The following is a 19,100-nucleotide window of genomic DNA, read 5'->3' as shown; positions in this document are numbered from 1 at the left end:
GACGGTATCGGCGTGCTCACCCATAGACGATGGGTCGGTTTCGGGCGGGCGTTCAAGGCGCCGTTCGAGTGTAGTCCGGGGGCATATTGCGACGCACGCCGGCATGCCCCCGTGGCGTGACGCGATCCGCGTCCGGAGCGCGCGCGGGTGTCAGATGAATCGCAGCGAACCGTTGCCAACCTGACGTGCGAGGACCGGCGGGCAACTTCACTGCATCGTCGCCGAGCCCTTTCCCTCTTTGGCAACCCGGGCGGCACTGGATGCGCCGGACCAGAGCAACGCCGGCAATTGCCGCGACGACAGAACCGGCTCGTCCGCCGCACGCAATCCGGGCAAGCGATGCCACGCCACGCCAGGCTCGCGATGATGCTGTTGGTGATAGTTGATGTGGTACGGCCAGATAAAGAAGCGCCCCAGTAACCCGACGCGCCACGAATAGGTCCAGTCGTGCCAGCCCGCCGTGACACCCGGGCCGCCACTGTGTTCTGCAATGCTGCGGATTTTCTGCAGCAGCGCCCCGATCGTCACGAGGGGAATGAACCAAAGCGCCGCAAGGGTCAGCAGCTCGCGCACCGTGCATCCATGCACCAGCGGCGCCAGCAGGACACCCCAGGTCGCCATCGCCGCAAGCAGCGCGCGCGACATGGGTGCACCTCGCCCGTTCGCACGCCGGTATGCACGCATGTTTTTCACCATGTTGACGACGAGCAGATCACCGAGCAATTGTCGAATGAGCGGGAGCGTGTCGAGCGGCTCGAACTTCCATGGCTGCGCGTGATAGAGATAATTCCGCTCAGGATCCTGCGAAGTCCCGACGTGCCGATGGTGTGTGAGATGCAGCGGACGATAGAATTCGATGGGCACGAGGCCTGGTACGCCGATTGCGACGTTGATCAGAAAGTCGTTCGCGAAACGGCGGCGGGTCAAATGATAGTGCGTCGCATCGTGATACAGAATGAATAGCGCGTGTTGTCGGGTCGCGACAACGACGGCCGCGGCGAGGTAACCGCCCCAGTGCGCAGCCGACAACGCAACGCGCAGCGTTACAACGATGCAAAGCCATTCGAGCAGCAATGCGCCGGCCGTACGCAAGTCAACGTCGAGACGGACGAGCAGGGCCGTCGCACAGCCCACGCCAATGCCGAGCGCGGCACCGACGAGCATGTCCGTGACTAGATGCTGCCCGGTCGTCAGGACCGTGAGCGCCAACACTACGCTCCACGCGGCGTAATAGCGCGCGGCACGGACACGTAGCAGCGCCAGCACGACGGTTACCGCCACCGGCAGCGCAACATGTCCGCATGGACTCGCTGCGAGCGGCGTGTCGATCCGATACAGCCAAGCGAGCCATCCGGTCGCGACCGGTGGCCGGATGACCGCGGTCGGCCAGAACAGATGACTGACGAGGCACAGGCCTGCCGCAAGCGCACCCGCGAAAAAGGCGGGCAGCAGCCAATCGCTGCGCCGGCCGAACCAGACGATCGACGGCATCACGAGCGCGTAACTCAAATAAAGCGGCACGCTGGCGGGTACGTGCGGCACAAACGCATCGTACGGTCCCGGCCGCAACAGCGCCACGGGCGCCATCGGTGCGTGCGTGACCCAGAAGTACAGCGCGCCCGACACGGCCACGTAGATTGCGAGCCAGCGCCACGCATGGAACGCTGACGGTACGCGGGAAACGGAAACGGGAGGTATGGCGCGCATGATAAAAGGGAGCGGCTCGATCGCGTATCATAATAAATCGTTTTGCATGATTAACGACGCTATGCCGCTTCGAGCCAGTTCCATCCAACGTGCGCAACTGCGCGACGTCGACGTTGCACATATGTATGCGCTCTACTCGACCTGCTACCGGGATACGGAACGGGCACGCTTCGAACACGACCTCGACGACAAGACGCACTGCGTCATCATGCGCGATGACACGGGCGTGCTGCGCGGCTTCTCCACGCTCAAACTCTACGAACAGCAGTGGCGCGGCACTACGCTGCGCATCCTGTTTTCCGGCGATACGATCGTGGATCCCGCGTGCTGGGGCAGCCAACAACTCGCGTTTTGCTGGATCCGGCTCGCCGGTGAGCTCAAGCGCCGCGCGCCCGACGCCGCGCTTTACTGGTTTCTCATCTGCAAGGGACATCGGACGTACCGCTACCTGCGCGCGTTCGCGCACGACTTCTCCCCGCGATTCGACCGGCCAACTGAACCTGCGAGTCAGGCATTGCTCGATCATCTGGCTGTCGAACGCTTCGGGCAGGCATACGACGCCGCGTCGGGCATACTCGACTTTGCGGTACCGCAAGGCCGCCTCTCCCCCGCCCTTGCCGATGTGCCGGACATACACCGGCGTATGCCCGACGTCGCGTATTTTCTCGAACGTAATCCGGACTATGCGCGCGGCAACGAACTCGTCTGTCTGTGCGAACTGACGCCGGAAAACCTCCGGCCGATGGCGAGGCGGATCTTCACCGGTGAATGAGCCGACGACGCGGATCCGTCCGGCCACTGTGGCCGACAACGAGCGACTCCTGGCATTTCAAGCGCGATATGCAATGCGCGGCGGGCTACCGCTTCGCTTCGATCGGTCGCCGGATTACTTCGCGCTACATCGGTGTCATTCGGACGACTACCGAACCTGGCTTGCGGAGGACCAAACCGGGCGCGTCAAGGGAATGGCAAGCATGGTCGTTCGCGACGGTTACCTCGTCGGCGAGAAACAGCGTATCGCTTACCTTGGCGACTTGCGCATCGCACCCGATCGCGAGTTGGCGCGCATATGGGTCGACTATGTCGCCGATCGCCTCGCGGATCTCGCCCGGTACGAGGATGTGCAACATACGTACTGCTGCGTCATCCGCGACAACCGGATCGCAACGCAATCGCTATTCGGGACGGGCAAGCGGACCCGGCTCGGATTTCGGCATTGGCGCGGCTACAGTAATGTATCGATCTATGCACGGCGTTTCGCTGGGCGACGCTGCGGCTCCGTCAGGATCACGAACGCATCGGGCGCGGATGCCGACGCACTCCGCGCATTCCTGGACCATGAATCACGCTCCCAGCCCTTCGGTTGCGTCTTTACGACGGACGAATTCGCGCGCCGCCTGAGCGCATGGCCCGACTTCGGGATCGAACGTTTCATGATCGCACGCAACGCGCAAGGTCGTATCGTGGGCTGCGTTGCTCCGTGGGATGCGGGACGTATCAAGCGCATCATGCTGGAACGTCTGCCGCGCTCCCTCGGAGCACTGCGCTACGGCTTCAACGCGATCGCGCCGTTGCTCGGACGCCCTCCCATCGCAGCACCCGGCCAGCCGCTTCAGGACACCTACCTGACCCATCTGCATGTGAGCGGACGCGACCCGGACATCGCACAGGCACTGCTCGATGCGGTCTGGCAACGAGAGCGGAGCCGCTATGCCCTGCTGCAGCTTTGCCTGTACGATCACGATCCGCTATGGCCCGCCTTGCACGGCTATCGGTACACCGCACTGCCGATGGATCTATACACGCTATCCACGCCCGGTGCGAGCGCACTCGATCCAGGTGGCGCCGAAGCGATCCCGGGATTCGAGATCTATCTCGTCTGACCGCTCGCGACCGCTGCCGCTCGCGTGTCGTTCAGGAGCGCAACGAGTGCAAGCCAGAAACGTCCCGCATCGAAGCCGGCGCCGCCGAGTACGGGCTGGCCATGGTCGAGATGCGGCACGCACACTTGGGGCATGCCGCGAATCGTCTGGTGGTCGAGGTAGAACTGTCCGTCATGCGCACAACCGGGACGGTAGCTGTCGAGGCGTGCGTGATGTGCGTCGAACCGGGACGTGCGTTCTATCGACCAGCTCACGACATGCACACAGTGCAGGCCACCGGGCACCGCAGACAACAGATTCGCGATGCCCGCGTCGCGCCCGCTGCCGATATCGCGCGAGCCTGCATGCAGCCAGCGTGTGCGCAGCAATCTCCCGGCGGCTCGACCCAACCATGCGGGATCGATGCGCGCCCCCTGCTGCTCGAGCAGGCCATCGACGATCGCACTCGGGCCGACGGGCGGCTGAACGAGTGCGATACCGTCGCAGCGGGCACGAAGCCCTGAATCCGCATGCAGCGCCGCCAATGCATCGAGCCCACCCTTGCTATGGGTAAGGACGATAAAGCGGCGATCAGTGGGCAGGCGCGCATACAGGTTGCGCACGATATGCGCGCCCTGCTCGGCAACCGCGCGCGATGAGCGGACCGGCACACGCAAGACTGGGTACCGCGCGGCACGCAACGCCCGCGCAGCATGCCGGAAGCAGGCAGGTATCCACTCGGAATAGAGTCCCGCAATCAGCACGATGACGGTGTCCGGGGATGCGTGGGCGCCATGCGCGTGCCAACATTCGATGAAGCGCCGGGTCCAGTCGAGTGCTGCGGGTGCCGGTTCGAACGGCGTCGATGGGTAGTGTTGCCGCCACTCGTCGAAGCCGGACGGCGACCATGCCGGACACCGTGCGCTCATGCCGGCTCCGTTGTCACGCCATCGGCAGCGAGTGCCGCGCGGGCAGCAGCCAGCGTGGCCGGATTCCCGATTCGGGCAGGATGAAAACGCGGCGAGAACCATGCCAGCCACGCGGGCAGCACGCGGGTAACGATGCCCGGCGCGCCGAACAGCCACCAGCCAAGCTGTGCCCAGCTTCGCCAATTGCCGGCGTCGCGGTCGGCACGCGCGAGACGGACGATGAAATAGCCCAGATCGACGATGAAGCATGCCGTGACCCCGAGCATCGCCGCCGTCCGCATGAAATAGCGCTTGATCGCGCCGCCGCCGCAAGCGCGAAATACGTCGAACGCGACGGCCTTGTGTTCGGTTTCCTCTATCGCATGCCACCGCCAGATCGCGGCCATCGACGGGTCGACGCCGTCGAGAATGGCCGGATCGCGCAACAGCAGATCGGCCAGAATGGCCGTGTAGTGCTCGAGACAGGCAGTGAAGGTCAGTTGAAGCAGCGGTGGCGCGACCCGCCGGCATTGTTGCTGCCGTCTCCGCATGAGCGCCTCGAGCGCGTCGACAGGCATGCCCTGGCGAGCCAGGCGCCGGTTGTACGCGCGATGCTCGCGAATGTGGGCCGCTTCCTGGTAGAGGAAGGCATCCGCTTGCGCGGCGAGCATGCCGTCGGCCGGCAGCACGTCGCGGTACTGCCGCACGCTATCGACAAAGAACTTCTCGCCAAGTGGAAACATGATCGAGAATGCGTCGAAAAAGCGCGTCACGCGCCTTTTGTCACGATACCAATATCGCGGAATGTGTTCGGCAAAGCAAAAACGCAGATTGCGTCGATGGATGTCTGCCGCGTCGTTGCAGCGTTCATGCATTGAATCGTCGGTTCGTTTTGCGGACATGGTCGTGGCCGATCGTGGCGTAACGCGCACGGCCAGCGCAGGCGCGCGTGTTGTTCGATGGTGGCGATCAAAGGTATGCTCTGCGTCGCCGCCACCATCCATGCCCGAATTGTATGTTCGTTGCCAATGCATGCGCCATAGATAATCGTTCGCGACATTTCGATCGGCTGAATCTCTGCGTACTCGCGCTGCAGAGCGTTGCATGGGTCGGCATCCTGACGTGGCTGTCGCACGGTACGAGCCCCTTCCGCTGGCTGTCGCTCGTACCGTTCTGCCTGATCATGCAAGGGGTGTTTTCGATGATGCACGAAACATTCCACGGTTTCGGGCATCGGAGCCGGGTGGTCAACTACTTGATGATGGGGTGGGCATCGACGATGTTCGGCGCGGCGGCCACGCTGATCCACGTGAATCATCTCGGTCACCACATACGCAATCGAACGCTCGCGGAGCGGGTGGACTTCGTCGAGCCGGACGCTTCGCTGTGGCGCAAGCGAATCGAATACTACGCGGCGATCGTGGGTGGCATCTGGTTCGCGAGTTTCGTGGGCAGCTTCGTCCTGGCCGTGCTTCCGAGTCGCATTCCCCACGGCTGGGCGAAGTACGGACACGACAACACGTATGCAGCTGCGTTCAGAGACTTCGACCAGGCCGAATTTCGACGAATTCGATACGAAACCCTCGCTGGTGTGGCCGCGTGGATTGCCCTGGGTGCATTGCTGGACTGGCGCGCGCTCGACATCGCGCTTGCCTACCTCGCATTCGCGTTTTCGTGGTCGTCGCTCCAATGGGTGTATCACATGCACACGCCGCTCGACGTTGTCGAGGGCACATACAACATGCGTGCGCCCACGATGATCCGCTGGGCGTTCCTCAACTTCAACTACAACCTGACGCATCACCGGCATCCGAGCCTGCGCTGGCAGGAGCTTCATGCAAGCTCCGACGCGGCTGAGACGCGACCGCTGTGGTACGGTTGGCTGCATGTGTTCGAGGCGCCCCGGCGTTTGCCCAGCGATCCGACGCAGCTCGAAAAGACCTATTTCTGACGAGAGGACGCACGTGCGTGCACAGGATGCGTGGGCCGCGTTTGGCGCGGCTGCAGAACCCTTCCGTCGCGCGTGGCTCACCGCTCTCGATGCGCCGGGCGACGCGCAGGCGGCCTATCTGTCACGCTTGCTCGCCGCGAATCGGAACACGACGTTCGGCATTGCCAACGGGTTTGCCGATATCGCAAGTCCGGCACAATTTCGCGAGCGCGTGCCGGTGGCCCCCTACGCCGGCATGTCCCGATGGATCGATCGTGCACGCCAGGAGTCCGCTCCGATCCTGACCGCGCAAGCGCCACGCTTCTTCGAGCGCACGAGCGGCGGCAGCGAGCAGCAAAAGCTCATCCCCTATACGCCGGCCTTTCTCGAAGAATTGCAGTTCGCGCTGATCGTCTGGCTCTCCGATCTGCATCGCGCCGTGCCCGGCGTCGCGGCCGGGCGCGCGTACTGGTCGATGTCACCTCCACTGCAAGCGCGCGAACGCGCTCCCAACGGCATCATGATCGGATCGGACAGCGATCTCGATTACCTGGCCGACAGCCCGCTCGTCGATCTGCTGCCGACGCTCGTCGCACCATCGCTGTCGGGTGATGGTCGGGCGTGGCGCAATGAAACGTTGCGCGCGCTGATCGCCGCTGATGATCTGGCCTTCATCAGCGTATGGAGCCCGACCTTCCTGACCAGTCTGCTTCGTCCGCTGTTCGACGACGCCGAACCGCAACGCCGCGATACGCTCGCCTTCCTGTTCGATTCGCTGCCGTCTAACCGTACGGCAGCGCTGCGGCGCGCACTCGACGATGGCCACTGCGGCCGGCTGTGGCCGCAACTCGCTGCAGTGAGTTGCTGGATGGACGGCCCGAGCAAACACTACGCCGCACATGCCCGCACCTTGTTTCCGCAGGCCGCATGGCTCCCGAAAGGCTTGTTTTCCACCGAGGCGGTGGTCAGCCTGCCGTTCGGCGATACGGCCGGCTGTCCCCTCGCCGTCTGCAGCCACTTCCTGGAGTTCCTGCTCGACGACGGAACCGCGATAGGCGTGGAAGAACTGAAGCCGGGCGATACGGTCGAGGTCGTCGTGACGACCGGAGGCGGCCTGTACCGCTATCGGCTCGGCGACCGGGTCCGTGTGACCGGATATGCGGGACGAACGCCATGCGTGGCCTTCGTCGGGCGGGCGGGCACGCAAAGCGATCTGGTCGGTGAAAAGCTGGACGAAGCCTATCTGGCTGCGTCGCTTTCCGAGGTGCTGCAACCGGGCGATGAAGGTTGCGTGATTCCGTGCGCGGACGCGGATCCGCCCCATTACCTGCTGTTGCTTGCAAGCGATACGCAGGACGTTGCCGCCCTGCGCGATGCGCTCGAACAGGCGCTCGCCCGCGCTTTTCACTACCGGCACGCACGCACGGTCGGCCAGCTTGGCCCGTTGCGCGCGGTTCGCCTACCCGGGGGCGCCGCCCAGCTGGCGGATCTCCTCCAGCGAGCCCACGAGCGTGCAGGCATCCGGGCTGGCGATGTCAAACCCCGCGCACTGGTGGCCAAGCCCGCCGTGGCGGACGCACTCCGCGCATTCATCGAGGACGCGTGCTCATGTTGAACATACCGATCGCATCAACGTGTCCCCCGTGCGACGAATCCGCGCCGGACGCCGATGGCGAAGCCTTCGGCGCGCTCGTCGAGCAATGGTACGTCGGGGGCACCGAAGCCGAGGTCAAGCAGGACAAACCGTTCGGCACGCGCGTACTCGGCCTCGGCATCGTGCTATTCCGGGCGGCCGACGGCGAGATCGTCGCGCTCGTCGATCAATGCGTGCATCGCGGCACCCGGTTGTCGGCCGGGAAAGTCATCGACGGCTGCCTCGTCTGTCCGTATCACGGCTGGCATTACGACCAGCACGGCAGCGTCACCCGAATTCCCAGCATCGACGGCGCAAGCGCCGAACCGACCGGTACGACCTACCCCTATCGTCAGCGCAGGTTGCCGGTGCTGACTCGGCACGGCCTCGTCTGGGTCTATCGCGGGCGAGGCGATCCAGCGCTGAAGCGGCCGTTCGACATGCCGCACTACGGCGAACGGCCGTGGCAGTCGTACTACATGGTCAATACGTTCGATGGCGATCTCGGTGCGCTGGTCGAGAACTTCATGGACGTCCCGCATACGGTGTTCGTGCACGACCGGATCTTTCGCTCATCCACTGGGCGGCGCCTACGGGCGACCGTCGAACTGAAGCAGCAGAGCGTCGAGGTCACGTATCACGATGACGGCGACAAGATCGGCATGCTGGACTGGCTGACCAATCCGTCCAGGGAACCGCTTCGGCATACCGATCATTTTTATGCACCGAACGTCACGCGGTGCGACTATCACTGGGGTAGCCGCTCGAGTTTTCTGATCATCAGCCAGATCACGCCGCTCGACACGCGTCGATCGCGTGTCTATACGTACATCGCCTATCGCTTTGCCTTGCCGGCCGCGGTGCTGCGCGCGCTGAAACCGCTGCTGCACCTCTACACGCATTCCGTGATCCAGCAAGACGTGCGAATCATGCGTGCGCACCGCGAGGGACTCGACAACGCCGCAGGCTTCACGCCGTCAAGTGTGCGCGCCGATGTAGTCCACATTGCGATCGGCCGGTTGTTGGCCGCGACGCAGCGTGGCGAGCCGTTGCCCGATGCGCAATGCGGCACGAAGCCGATGGAATTCGTGATCTGAGCGTCACCGGCGCGATCGGGCGAGGCCCGGCCGGCTCGACCGGCGCACCGCCCACGTGCCCCGTATTTCCGTTAGCCTCCCGTCTGGTCCTGGCTCGCGATCAGGCGTGCTCCGCATGCCAGCAAGTCGCCGTCGCATGCGGTGACTTGCCCGTCGAACCGGGCGTGGCCCGACACCGTCGCAATGAAGGTCAGGCCGTGAATCTCGCAAATCGCGGGATCGTGCAAGCGCGCAATCGCGCGCCCGTTGATTCGCGAGTTCGGCGCCCCGGACACAACGCGTCCACCGTGGCTGTGCACATCGCCTTCGATGATGTATCGCTTTTGACCCATGACGTGTCGATCCGGTCCGTCAGAAATCCCAGCTGAACGTCTGCGGATGCGCCTGCCGCGACGCGACGTCCGGCGGCGTCAGCATGACGATCGTGGCGTGAAGCGGATCCCGCAGGTTGATCAGTGCGCTCGTCTTCCCGTCGCCATAACCCATCATCAGCGCCAGCGCGGTCTGGACCCAGATCGAGCTCGTTCCGGTGTCGCCACCGATACGGCGTTGCATGTCGAATGCGTCTTTCGGATCGTCAATATCGACATGCTGCGGGTTGTCGTGCAGCGACTGCACCAGCAACGCGAGATTGGCGGTCGAGGTGCCGGTGTCGTAGAACATCCGTCCCGGCTGCTCGCCGGGCGCAAGCGTGCCCACTGCCTGCTGCCAGCCGGCGCGGATCTTTTCGATTCGCTCGCCTTTCTTCAACGGCGCTCCGTGCCCGTTGCTCAGGTCAACCCGGACCGGCCGATGCAGATTGGCAAGAACCGGCCATTTGTCGTACTCCTTCAGTTGCCACGTCGTCCACGGAATCGGCACCCACGGGTTCGGCTTGAAGCCGTCCGGCATCTTCAAAGACGCGGTCTTCCAGAACTCGGGGAGCTTCGCCTGCCAATAGTCCCAAGACATTTCATAAACACCGGGCGCGGGCCTTGGATAGGACTTCTGCTGCGCCCAGAAATAGTTCCACAGCTTGATGACGTCATATTGCGTCTTGGTCTTGTCGATCGCCTCCGGCGCGTCGACAACATAGGGGCGAATCATCCGATCGACGCGATCCTTGCGCGTCACCAGCATCGCAACCAGACTATCCGGATTTTGCGGAACGAAATTGCCGTTCGCGTTCGACTTGTCCAGATAATCACCATTCGGCGTGCGCATGTAGCCTCGCGTCACCAGACCGTCTTCGGCCAACACCACGACGGCTGGCAAATCCGGATGCTTCTCGAAGAAATCGAATAGACGCGCTACCGCCGTGTCGCCATGCTCGCCGTGAATCTCGTCGAGCCGGATGTATAGCGTGTTACCAATGCCCGCGCCGTTATCGGCGCTGTTGATGTGGGTCGCCATGCGGTCAGCATGCGGATCATCGGCGTTACGGGGCGGTCCCAGTACCACTACGGGAATAGGCCAGTAATCGACCCAGTTACGCAATGCATAGCCGAACACGTTGTTCTGGCGCTTGGCGTATTCCGAATCGCGCGTATCGCTTGACCATGGATATTGCTTGGGATCTTGCAGCAGCAGCGTTCCGCTCGACCCAGTCTCATCCAAGCGCATCAATAGTGCCCGCTGCCTGAAGCGGTCAACCGTCACGCCGATACGCCGAATTTCCAATGTGAATCGCGGATCCTGTGATCCCGTTCCGGCCGTTGCCACACTCTGAGCAGACGGTGCGGTACTGGCTTCGTCTCGACGTACTGAATCCTTGCGCAGCGATGCACCATAGGTGAGGCTCACGCCTCCAGCCAGCAATAGTGGCGGCAGGATCAACAACAGCAATCGCCTTATCATCGTCATATTTTCCAGAAACGAAAATCCATATCTTGCAGTCAACTGGAATACCACGAGCCAAATCAAAGTGAGGCTCGCGAACAAAAAGAGAAATATCCGCGATCCTGATACGCGCGGGACCGATGTTGTCGTCATGAAGCGTCAACCGTGCATGTGGTGGGGTGAACGAGCATGAATCTGCTTGTTGATCTCATCGTTTCTCATCTCGATGGTTTCGCTGACAACGCCTAGAGGAAAGGCCGGGGGAATGACGTCTTCTCCAGGAAAATTTCCTTGGTCGTAGTATTCGCAGTTCGCTCTTATGATGCGCAGCGTCTGCTCGTCCAGGCTCGTATGGGCTTTCGTCAATTTGTCGATCCTGCTCATCGGTGTACGCCAGTCAGCGACAGCACGCAGCAGCGTCGCCCAATCTGGATCGTCCAGCACACGAGCCTGGCCAACGGACACATCGAATGCGGTCGCGCAACGGTGATTTCTACGACCACTCATAACCGCCGAATGATATGAACTTTCGGCCCAGTGCGTGTTCATCAATCGGATCTTGGCTTCGTTGAGTGTCTCCTGCCGATAGACGATGATGTGCCCAGGCGACGGCGGTACCGTCGACACGACCTTGCCCACCTTGCATTGATCGTCGGAATCCTTGCCCGCATTCAACGACGCCTCCACTTCTGCCGGCGTTGGCGGCGTTCCATCCGCGCTCATCGGCCAGTCGATGGTTTGTGCAGGCAGTTGCTGCAACGCCCCTTCGCCACTGTTCGTGCTCAATGCAATTTCCGCTTCGAGCTGGTCGATGGATTGTTTGCCGGGAGCATGCTCGCCCGCGTTTTTTTTCGAGAGCGGCGTTGCTTCCGTTCCAGGCAATACATTGCCTTCCATTTCGGGATCGAACGGTGGCGTCAATGCTTCGCCATTAATATTGCGCTCGGTTCCGACGGTGGTCTGTGTCGACTTCACCCAATTCGTGAAGCCGCCCGGTAAGCCATGGGATGTCTCGCCCTTTTCTCGCATCGTAAAGGTTCCGGGCGGCGTACCCACCTGAACCGGTTTCCCCTGCCGCAGTCGTCGGGTGAAGACGCGTTGCCGGAACGCCGCCGACAACAGATCGATTTTTTCAGGCTTGCTTCCCTGCTGCACCGCACGCACGTCGACGGAGTCGGGCAAGCCGGAACAACCCATGCCATTGACGCCGCGCAAACCGACGGTCGCATCCTCCGGGCTGAAGTACATGTACACTTTTCCGCGATTGTCGCGCTCTGCAAACACGACGCATTCGTTGCCTTGCAACCCGCTCAGGCGCGTCGCCTGCGCGGGATCCCACGTTGGGCCGACGATGCCAAAATTGTCCCGTCCTGGCTCGTACTTCAATTGATCGAGTGGCGGCGTCGGATATTTGCCGCTCGCCACATGCTGCGCAAGGTTGGCCAGCGTTTTCGCACGGGCGTAGGTCGTTTGCTGCTGATCGCCACGTTGCAGCAGCCGATCCATGAACTCCTCGCTCAGGCTGTACGGCGAGTCGATCAGGACCAGCGTGTCGGCAGGACGGTCAGCCGGGCCACATTGGTTTGGAATCAGCCCCTCGACGAGATAGGCCTGAGCGAGCAGCGATATCAGCGTGCCCTGGCTATGCGCAATGATGTTGACGGTCCCGTCCGGATCGATAAGGCGGATTTGCCTGACCAGTGCCGCGAGGCGCCGCGCCGCCAGCACCATGTAATGGCGATTTTCCGCTTCGCGAAGCGGGTGTGTCGGGTCGCCCTGCATCCGGTCGAGAATCTTCGTCGTCATTCCCCCTTTGAAATTCGAGTCGAACATGTCGGGGATGTTGTTGGTCGCATTGGCAAAGAATCCGCCGTTGCGCGCGCGATGCTCGTCAAGGCGGTTGCCGAACCGATCAACGTACTGGCCGTTGACCTTCTCCTGATTCGGGTCGCGCGGTAAGTCCTCCTTCCCGACACGCAGCCCCCAATAAAACGGAATCAACGGGCTTTTCGTATCCTCGCCTTCCTGCCGACGATAGATGACGTCATCCATGTTCTTCATCATGTCGGCAACGCTCACCATGCTCGCGTCGTTCGCCATCCGGCCGTGCGAGTATTCGGCGCCCTTGAAATCGGTGCGACCGAGGCGGTCGTTCAATCCCTCGCACAGCCCGCCTTCGACCGTGCCGAAATCCGTTCCAAGGTCATTCACGCCATGGATCAGGATCGTCGTGCATGGAAAGCGATTTTGTACGTCGGTATTGACGCACGCATCCTGCGGCCGGTTGCAATTGAGAATCGCCTGACGTTCGCCGACGATCCGGGGCGACGAGGTTGTGGTATCGGACATGATCGCCTGCCTTAAACGTCGAAAACCTGAATGTGTGCAATGTGCATCGCGTCGCTCGATGCCAGCTCCGTCAACCCGTGTGCATCCGAGACCCCGTTAATGATCTGGCCATTGCGCAGCGTGATCTTGTACGGGCGATTCGGTACGGGATGCGTACCGTCGTCACCATCGGTGCCGGGATACCGCAAGCGGAACTTCTGATCGGCACCGCCGCGATTGAAGGCCGGTGGCGCAACGTGGTCCGTGTTCGGGCCGACGAAATCATGTCCCGCCGTGTGCGCGGTGAACGCACCGTCGGAACCGACCTCGACGCCGCCACCGACTTTCACGTAGCTGCCGTCTTCCGCGACGAGTCGGATCGACTTGCCCGAGATCAAAACCTCGTCCCCGACGGACATGATCCGTACCCCCTTCTGGGCAGTCGCCGAAAGCGTGTCCTGTTGCGCCTGCAGGATTACCGGGCCTTCGCCGGCAACCGCACGTACACCTTCGCCGCGACCGAACAGATGCATGCCTTGGCCGGCCGTCGCGATCATGCGCTGGCCACTCACGAATTGGAGGTTCTGCTGGGCAATCTGGTCAATATTCTCGCCGGCATACATGACGTGAGTCTTTGGCGTGATATTGACCGAACCCGCCTTTGCGCCGAATGCCATCAGTGCGTGGGAGTCTCCAGCGCCAGCATCCGATGCGTTAGCGTCCCCTGGACGACCGTCCCCCGGCGCCCATCCCTTGAAAGCGCTGACAACGGCTTGCTGCCCAGCGGCATCGGTCGCAGTGCCGCCGTGCTGTCCGGCATAATCGCCTAACGCCTTGAATAGCTCTGCGCACTCGCCGAGCAACTGGACAAGTTCCTCGCGATCAAGTTGTCCGCCGCTCGCCTGCGTACGCGCATAAGTGGTCAGCAGCATCCCCTGCGCCGCGCGTAACGCCGCTGCCGCGTCCGTGCGCAATTCGGCGCCTTCGCCACGGTCTTTGCCTTGTCCGTTGTCGCGTGGCTGCGTCAAATAGCCTAGATTCAACTGACTATGTGCATGCTCAGACGCAAGTTGCGCGCTGATTTGCTGTGGCGTGTCGTCAAGACGAAGCTGGTTGTAGCGCCGCCCCTTGACTTCCTTCGTCTTGATACCGGAGAGATAGCGATTGCCAGGCAGACTGCCCGTATGAGTGAAACTCGCCGGCAAGTTCGCGCCATTTGCCAGCACCCCGATGATGACGAGCCGGTCGGGATCCCCGCCGAGACTCCCAAGCAGGACTTCAGTGCCCACTCGAGGCAGGAACGTCTCGCCGAAATTCGGCCCGGCCAGACTCGATGCCACGCGGATCGGTGCGCTGTCACTCTCGTTGCCGTTCGTTCCAGCACCCTGCGCATGCGCGTGATCGCTGGAATCCTGGCCGAGAATCTGCACGAACACGCAGCCGTTCTCATCGCAACTCACTTCCTCTCCGTCGGCCCCGACCACGCGCCCGGTAATCAGCGGCGTCGGCGGAAGATCGGTCTTCGGATCGTAGAGCGGTGTGAGCGGCGTGCCGCGCGGCACGCACGAAAACGCATTCTCGTAGCGCGTGTCCTGTCCGGACGGGTCACCACCGATCATCGTTCGGGGCCGTTGAAGCGTATGGCTAGCGGCAAACAGCGTCTGCGCGCGCTCGTTCAACTCTTTAGGCAGATTGTTCCAGACCTCGTGGTGCAGCGATGTAATCACGAATTGCCGCTTGTCGGAAGGGAACGTGCCCCACTCGTCATCGCCGGCGATCGTGATCCATGATCCCACTGCAAGGTCGCGAATGCCGCTTACGCCGTCGTATCGAACCGCCTGCGCTTCGTGAGCCAGAATGCGGTCCTCTGTCATCCGCTCGTGGTCTGCCCACGAATCCGCCATATGCGGGACGTCGATCAAGACGTCCGTCAGCAATTTCGCGAGATCGTTACCCGATTCGCCTTGATCGATCTTCGTCGAAGCGCTCGATTGGTCCATACGGGCATAGCGGTAGTCCCACGAAGGGCGAGTCGATTCTCCCGATATCAACTGCTGGCGCATCGTCAGAGCAGTGATGGTGTCGCGCTGTTCCGTTCCTGCATCTCGCGGATGGACGCGCACCGTACCCGCGGTGGACTCGCTCAGTTTTTGCGGGTCATCGCAGAACACCAAGGTATGCACGGGAGGATCGCCGTCCTTCGTCTCGCCGCTTGCCCGTCCAGCGCGCACGAACATCGTGATGCCGTCGCGACGTGCGATCCGGGAGATGAAGTGAGCGTCGGATTCGTTAACCTGGCGTACGAAGGATCGACTTGGATAGCGGGATCTGTCCAGTTGGGTCAGGTCGAACTCGAACGCCTGCGCGAGGGCCACGCTACGCTGTCGCCATTCGCTCAGGACGACCCCAAGTACATCGACAACGCTCACGTTACGGAAGATGCGGGAATTGGTGCGCTGTTGCAGCAGGTTCACCGCGTCGGTGACAGTGAACTGGTAAACGGTCAGTTCCCCGTCGGTCCGACCGATCTGTACCGCGCTGACAATTGCATTGATGACATGCACTTGGCCGCGATCCGTGACGATACCGAGTGAAACCGGCGCGCCAATGAAAAGCTTCGGCGGCAGATCGCCCTGTTGCGAAATGCAGGTCAGATAACCGTTGATGCCGGTCATCATGCTTTCGTGGATGCTCGCGTGCTGCAGCGCAATTTTCGACTCCAGCGCTCGCTGTGCCTTGCCCCAGTTCAGTACGACGGGCCGCCGATTCGCATCGATTCCCGATACGAAATTGCGAAACGACTCTCGGATATTCACGACGGCCTCTCAGTTTTAATTCGTTATAAGCCGACGGATGTTGCTGTTCTATATAGCCGGCGACTGCGCGCGAGTTTATCAAAATGTCACAAAGAAATAAAAAACGATCCAGGCCGATTAGCAATTTTTCACGTTATTCGACGAAGGACACTAACCCTCAGCCGCGCCATCGGGCCGGTACGGAGTAAGCCCCGAACGTCTGCTGTCTCTTGAAAACCCTACGGGTCTGCCCCGCGCGAAACCGGCATCGGTTCCTGATCGCGCGCTCCTGCCGTCCATCCAACCCCAATAAATCCCCTTGACGACCTATCTTTCGATATATATCTTTAGATATGTTTTACGATATATAGGACACGATCATGCGACACACCCCTTCCCGCGGCCATGCCCGATGCGACGGTCATGGTGCGCATGCCGGCCCTGACTGGTTCGCCGGTCTCTGGTACGCAATCGGCCGCCACCGTCGCGGCCACGACTCGTTCGGTGGCGGCCCGTTCGGCGGCCGTGGCGGGCGCGGCGGCTTTGGCGATTTCGGCGACGACGGCATGCCGCGCGGCCGCCAGTTCAGCTCCGACGATCTCCAGCTGCTGTTGCTCGCGCTGGTCGCCGAGCAACCAAGCCACGGCTACGAGCTGATCAAGGCGCTCGACACGCGTTCGAACGGTTTCTATAGCCCGAGCCCCGGCATGGTGTACCCGGCGCTCACGTATCTCGAAGAAGTCGGCTTCGTCGCGTCTCAGGCGGAAGGCAACCGCAAGCGCTACGCGCTGACCGACGCCGGCCGCGCGCATCTCGACGCCCAGCGCGAACGGGTCGACACGCTGTTCGCGCGCCTCACGCACCTCGCACGCAAGATGGAGTTCATGCGCCGCGCGTTCGCCGGGGAATCGGCGGGCAATGAAACGCAGGACGAAGCGCAAGCAGGCTGGCTGCCGGAGTTCGTCGAGGCACGCCTCGCCCTCAAGCGCGCGCTGCTGCACAAGAGCGCTGCCGACGCCACCGAACAGCGGCGCATCGCGGCCATCATGCGCCGCGCGACGGCCGAAATCGAAGGCGGCACCGGCGCGTAAGCCGCGCCGCCCCGTCAAAACCTAAGGAGAACGGATTGATGCAGAACACATCCGACCGCACCGTGACCCGCGTGCGCCACACCCTCAAGTTCCGCTTGCTGCAGGTCCTGCGCGTGCATGCCGTGACGCCGCACCTGCTGCGCGTCACGCTCGGCGGCCCCGATCTCGCGGATTTCGAATCCGCGTCGTTCGACGATCACGTGAAAGTATTTTTCCCGCCGCCCGGTGCCGAACGGCCCGTGCTGCCGACGCTCGGCGAGAACGGTCCCGAGTTTCCGGAAGGCGAACCGAAGCCGGTCGCGCGCGACTTCACACCGCGCCGCTTCGACCGCGCCGCCGGTGAACTCGATCTGGAATTCGTGCTGAACCATCCGGGCCCCGCGTCGCAGTGGGCCGCGCAGGCACGCGTCGGCCAATGGCTCGGCATCGGCGGCCCGCGCGGTTCGTTCGTCGTCCCGACCGGTTTCGACTGGCACCTGCTGATCGGCGACGATACGGCGCTGCCGGCGGTCGCGCGGCGTCTCGAGGAATTGCCGGCCGGTGCACGCGTGGCCGTCGTGATGGAAGTCGCGGATCGCACCGCGCAGATCGCGTTCGACACGCATGCCGACGTGCATGAAATCTGGCGCTTTCGCGCCGAAGCCGACGCGGCGGACGGCGACGCGCTGCTGAATGCCGTGCGCGACCTGCCGCTGCCGCCGTCCGGCGACGGCTACGTCTGGGCGGCCGGCGAAGCGCTGTCGATGCGCGCGGTACGCCAGCACCTGACCGGCGAGCGCGGCGTCGACAAGTCGCGCATCCGTGCGGCGGCGTACTGGAAGCGCGGCGCGGCGGCCGTGCACGAAACGCTGGAAGACTGAGGAGGGATCCGGGTACCCGACAAAGGGGTACCCGGTTGAAATCGAACGGCCGATGTCACAATCGTCGCGTCGGCGCACCAGCGGGCTTGGCACCGCTATCGTGGCTGGTATATATCTGTGTGTGCGACGCCGCTGTCGGGCGACAGCCGCCGCAGCCCGCCCAGGAGCGCCCGGTCATGACAAAAGAAAGCCACGCTTCGCCGTTCCTTCGCAACCTGAAGATCGCCGGCTATTGCGGCCTTGCCGCGGTGGTACTCGCGCTGTTCGTCGCGATGTGCGCGATCCTGAAGGAAAGCGCGCTGGACCGCGACTCCGCACAACACCCGGCCGATACGCCGGAACTGCACGATGCGGGCGGCGGCCCGTCCGCATCGGCCGAATCGGCCAAGACACCCGGCTGACGGCGTCCTGCCCGATCGCCTGCCGCTTACGGCGCGTGCCGGCGCCCCATTACGACTGCATGCACCGAATCGCCGAGCCGTTCGAGCAGCGCGGTCACGCGTTGCCCGTACAGGTGCGCGGCCAGCGCGCCGGCCGTGCCGACCAGCACGCCGCCGGCCATGTCGAACGGCCAGTGCACGCCCGCATAGATACGCCCCCATGCAATCGCCGCGGCCATCGCGGCCATCACGAACCCGGTGAGCCGGGTCGTGCCGCCCAGCATCAGCCCGGCCGCCATGCTCCACGCGAACGTCATGTGATCGCTCGGAAACGAGCTGTCCGGCGCGTGCGGAATCAGTTGCGTGCCGACGCCGGCCATGAACGGGCGCGGCGAGAACCAGAAATGCCCGATGACCTGCGCAAGCGCGAGCGCCACGCACACGCCGACCCCGGCTTCGATCGCCTGGCGCCGCGTCGGGCGCGCACCGAAGATCCAGGTCAGCAGCAGCATCGCGGGCAACGCATAGACGAGCCAGTCGGCGGCGAAGATGGCGAGGCGGGCAACGCCCGGTTGCGGCGCAACCCCGGCGTTGATGGCGGAAAAGAGGGTGAGATTGAGGGTCTGCATGAATCCGGTTGCGTGGGGCGTAAAAAATCGGCCGGTTTCCCGGCCTGATACGAACGATGCTA

The 19,100-nt window shown here is 62.9% G+C and carries 16 protein-coding genes; 8 read left to right on the top strand and 8 right to left on the bottom strand.

The window, feature by feature from the left end; genetic code table 11:
- Positions 1 to 207 precede the first annotated feature (207 nt).
- Positions 208 to 1,707 (bottom strand): fatty acid desaturase family protein, encoded by a 1,500-nt coding sequence (locus tag G3N61_RS01100; RefSeq protein WP_205821131.1) that lies wholly within the window; start codon positions 1,705 to 1,707, stop codon positions 208 to 210.
- On the opposite strand from G3N61_RS01100, the gene G3N61_RS01095 reads away from it, so the two are divergent.
- On the top strand, positions 1,697 to 2,479 hold the full coding sequence (locus G3N61_RS01095; RefSeq protein WP_241017495.1) for a hypothetical protein: 783 nt from the start codon (positions 1,697 to 1,699) through the stop codon (positions 2,477 to 2,479). The two genes, G3N61_RS01100 and G3N61_RS01095, sit on opposite strands and share 11 nt — an antisense overlap.
- On the top strand, positions 2,472 to 3,590 hold the full coding sequence (locus G3N61_RS01090) for a hypothetical protein (RefSeq protein WP_205821130.1): 1,119 nt from the start codon (positions 2,472 to 2,474) through the stop codon (positions 3,588 to 3,590). The genes G3N61_RS01095 and G3N61_RS01090 overlap by 8 nt, the downstream gene beginning before the upstream one ends.
- Here G3N61_RS01090 and G3N61_RS01085 read toward each other — a convergent pair.
- Both G3N61_RS01085 and G3N61_RS01080 read right to left on the bottom strand, forming a co-directional pair.
- On the bottom strand, positions 3,578 to 4,333 hold the full coding sequence (locus G3N61_RS01085; RefSeq protein WP_346778530.1) for a hypothetical protein: 756 nt from the start codon (positions 4,331 to 4,333) through the stop codon (positions 3,578 to 3,580). The two genes, G3N61_RS01090 and G3N61_RS01085, sit on opposite strands and share 13 nt — an antisense overlap.
- A gap of 161 nt (positions 4,334 to 4,494) precedes the next feature.
- Entirely contained in the window at positions 4,495 to 5,481 is a 987-nt protein-coding gene (locus tag G3N61_RS01080; protein WP_241017494.1) for a metal-dependent hydrolase, read from the bottom strand.
- Between the two features lie 11 nt (positions 5,482 to 5,492).
- On the opposite strand from G3N61_RS01080, the gene G3N61_RS01075 reads away from it, so the two are divergent.
- From G3N61_RS01075 to G3N61_RS01065, 3 genes are read left to right on the top strand one after another with little or no spacing between them, the layout of a single operon-like run.
- On the top strand, positions 5,493 to 6,428 hold the full coding sequence (locus tag G3N61_RS01075) for a fatty acid desaturase (protein WP_205821129.1): 936 nt from the start codon (positions 5,493 to 5,495) through the stop codon (positions 6,426 to 6,428).
- A 13-nt stretch (positions 6,429 to 6,441) separates the two neighbouring features.
- Entirely contained in the window at positions 6,442 to 8,022 is a 1,581-nt protein-coding gene (locus G3N61_RS01070; RefSeq protein WP_205821128.1) for a GH3 auxin-responsive promoter family protein, read from the top strand.
- Positions 8,016 to 9,137 (top strand): aromatic ring-hydroxylating dioxygenase subunit alpha, encoded by a 1,122-nt coding sequence (locus tag G3N61_RS01065; RefSeq protein WP_205821127.1) that lies wholly within the window; start codon positions 8,016 to 8,018, stop codon positions 9,135 to 9,137. The genes G3N61_RS01070 and G3N61_RS01065 overlap by 7 nt, the downstream gene beginning before the upstream one ends.
- 71 nt (positions 9,138 to 9,208) lie before the next feature.
- Here G3N61_RS01065 and G3N61_RS01060 read toward each other — a convergent pair whose 3' ends face one another.
- From G3N61_RS01060 to G3N61_RS01045, 4 genes are read right to left on the bottom strand one after another with little or no spacing between them, the layout of a single operon-like run.
- A complete protein-coding gene (locus G3N61_RS01060) occupies positions 9,209 to 9,469 on the bottom strand; it encodes a PAAR domain-containing protein (RefSeq protein WP_205821126.1) in 261 nt (86 codons plus the stop codon).
- A 19-nt stretch (positions 9,470 to 9,488) separates the two neighbouring features.
- On the bottom strand, positions 9,489 to 11,108 hold the full coding sequence (locus G3N61_RS01055; RefSeq protein WP_241017493.1) for a DUF2875 family protein: 1,620 nt from the start codon (positions 11,106 to 11,108) through the stop codon (positions 9,489 to 9,491).
- 6 nt (positions 11,109 to 11,114) lie between these two features.
- Positions 11,115 to 13,304, bottom strand: a complete 2,190-nt coding sequence (locus G3N61_RS01050) for a DUF3274 domain-containing protein (protein ID WP_205821125.1) — start codon at positions 13,302 to 13,304, stop codon at positions 11,115 to 11,117.
- 11 nt (positions 13,305 to 13,315) lie between these two features.
- The gene (locus G3N61_RS01045; RefSeq protein ID WP_205821124.1) at positions 13,316 to 16,099 is read right to left on the bottom strand and encodes a type VI secretion system Vgr family protein; all 2,784 of its coding nucleotides are present in this window, start codon (positions 16,097 to 16,099) and stop codon (positions 13,316 to 13,318) included.
- Positions 16,100 to 16,458: 359 nt separating this feature from the next.
- On the opposite strand from G3N61_RS01045, the gene G3N61_RS01040 reads away from it, so the two are divergent.
- From G3N61_RS01040 to G3N61_RS01030, 3 genes are all read left to right on the top strand, one after another.
- Positions 16,459 to 17,169: a PadR family transcriptional regulator gene (locus G3N61_RS01040; protein ID WP_205821123.1), complete on the top strand. Its 711-nt coding sequence runs from the start codon at positions 16,459 to 16,461 to the stop codon at positions 17,167 to 17,169.
- Positions 17,170 to 17,207: 38 nt separating this feature from the next.
- Positions 17,208 to 18,029 (top strand): siderophore-interacting protein, encoded by an 822-nt coding sequence (locus G3N61_RS01035; protein WP_205821122.1) that lies wholly within the window; start codon positions 17,208 to 17,210, stop codon positions 18,027 to 18,029.
- 176 nt (positions 18,030 to 18,205) lie between these two features.
- Positions 18,206 to 18,430: a hypothetical protein gene (locus G3N61_RS01030; RefSeq protein WP_043186205.1), complete on the top strand. Its 225-nt coding sequence runs from the start codon at positions 18,206 to 18,208 to the stop codon at positions 18,428 to 18,430.
- A gap of 26 nt (positions 18,431 to 18,456) precedes the next feature.
- Here the strand turns inward: G3N61_RS01030 and G3N61_RS01025 are convergent, their stop codons facing one another.
- Positions 18,457 to 19,038 carry an undecaprenyl-diphosphatase gene (locus tag G3N61_RS01025; RefSeq protein WP_089451530.1) on the bottom strand — a complete coding sequence of 194 codons (582 nt, stop codon included), beginning with the start codon at positions 19,036 to 19,038 and terminating at the stop codon, positions 18,457 to 18,459.
- Positions 19,039 to 19,100: the final 62 nt, after the last annotated feature.

This window comes from Burkholderia sp. Ac-20349, from assembly GCF_017104865.1.
Classification (GTDB): domain Bacteria; phylum Pseudomonadota; class Gammaproteobacteria; order Burkholderiales; family Burkholderiaceae; genus Burkholderia; species Burkholderia aenigmatica.
Note: the sequence above shows the minus strand (reverse complement) of the source record. Positions and strands in the feature narration are given on the sequence as shown.

Bases quoted from the DNA above. Each gene is read 5' to 3' on its own strand.
- G3N61_RS01075 (WP_205821129.1), top strand. From the start codon at position 5,493: ATGTTCGTTGCCAATGCATGCGCCATAGATAATCGTTCGCGACATTTC.
- G3N61_RS01050 (WP_205821125.1), bottom strand. From the start codon at position 13,304: ATGTCCGATACCACAACCTCGTCGCCCCGGATCGTCGGCGAACGTCAG.
- G3N61_RS01095 (WP_241017495.1), top strand. From the start codon at position 1,697: ATGGCGCGCATGATAAAAGGGAGCGGCTCGATCGCGTATCATAATAAA.
- G3N61_RS01060 (WP_205821126.1), bottom strand. From the start codon at position 9,469: ATGGGTCAAAAGCGATACATCATCGAAGGCGATGTGCACAGCCACGGT.
- G3N61_RS01040 (WP_205821123.1), top strand. From the start codon at position 16,459: ATGCGACACACCCCTTCCCGCGGCCATGCCCGATGCGACGGTCATGGT.
- G3N61_RS01080 (WP_241017494.1), bottom strand. From the start codon at position 5,481: ATGGATGGTGGCGGCGACGCAGAGCATACCTTTGATCGCCACCATCGA.
- G3N61_RS01035 (WP_205821122.1), top strand. From the start codon at position 17,208: ATGCAGAACACATCCGACCGCACCGTGACCCGCGTGCGCCACACCCTC.
- G3N61_RS01065 (WP_205821127.1), top strand. From the start codon at position 8,016: ATGTTGAACATACCGATCGCATCAACGTGTCCCCCGTGCGACGAATCC.
- G3N61_RS01025 (WP_089451530.1), bottom strand. From the start codon at position 19,038: ATGCAGACCCTCAATCTCACCCTCTTTTCCGCCATCAACGCCGGGGTT.
- G3N61_RS01030 (WP_043186205.1), top strand. From the start codon at position 18,206: ATGACAAAAGAAAGCCACGCTTCGCCGTTCCTTCGCAACCTGAAGATC.
- G3N61_RS01100 (WP_205821131.1), bottom strand. From the start codon at position 1,707: ATGCGCGCCATACCTCCCGTTTCCGTTTCCCGCGTACCGTCAGCGTTC.
- G3N61_RS01055 (WP_241017493.1), bottom strand. From the start codon at position 11,108: ATGACGACAACATCGGTCCCGCGCGTATCAGGATCGCGGATATTTCTC.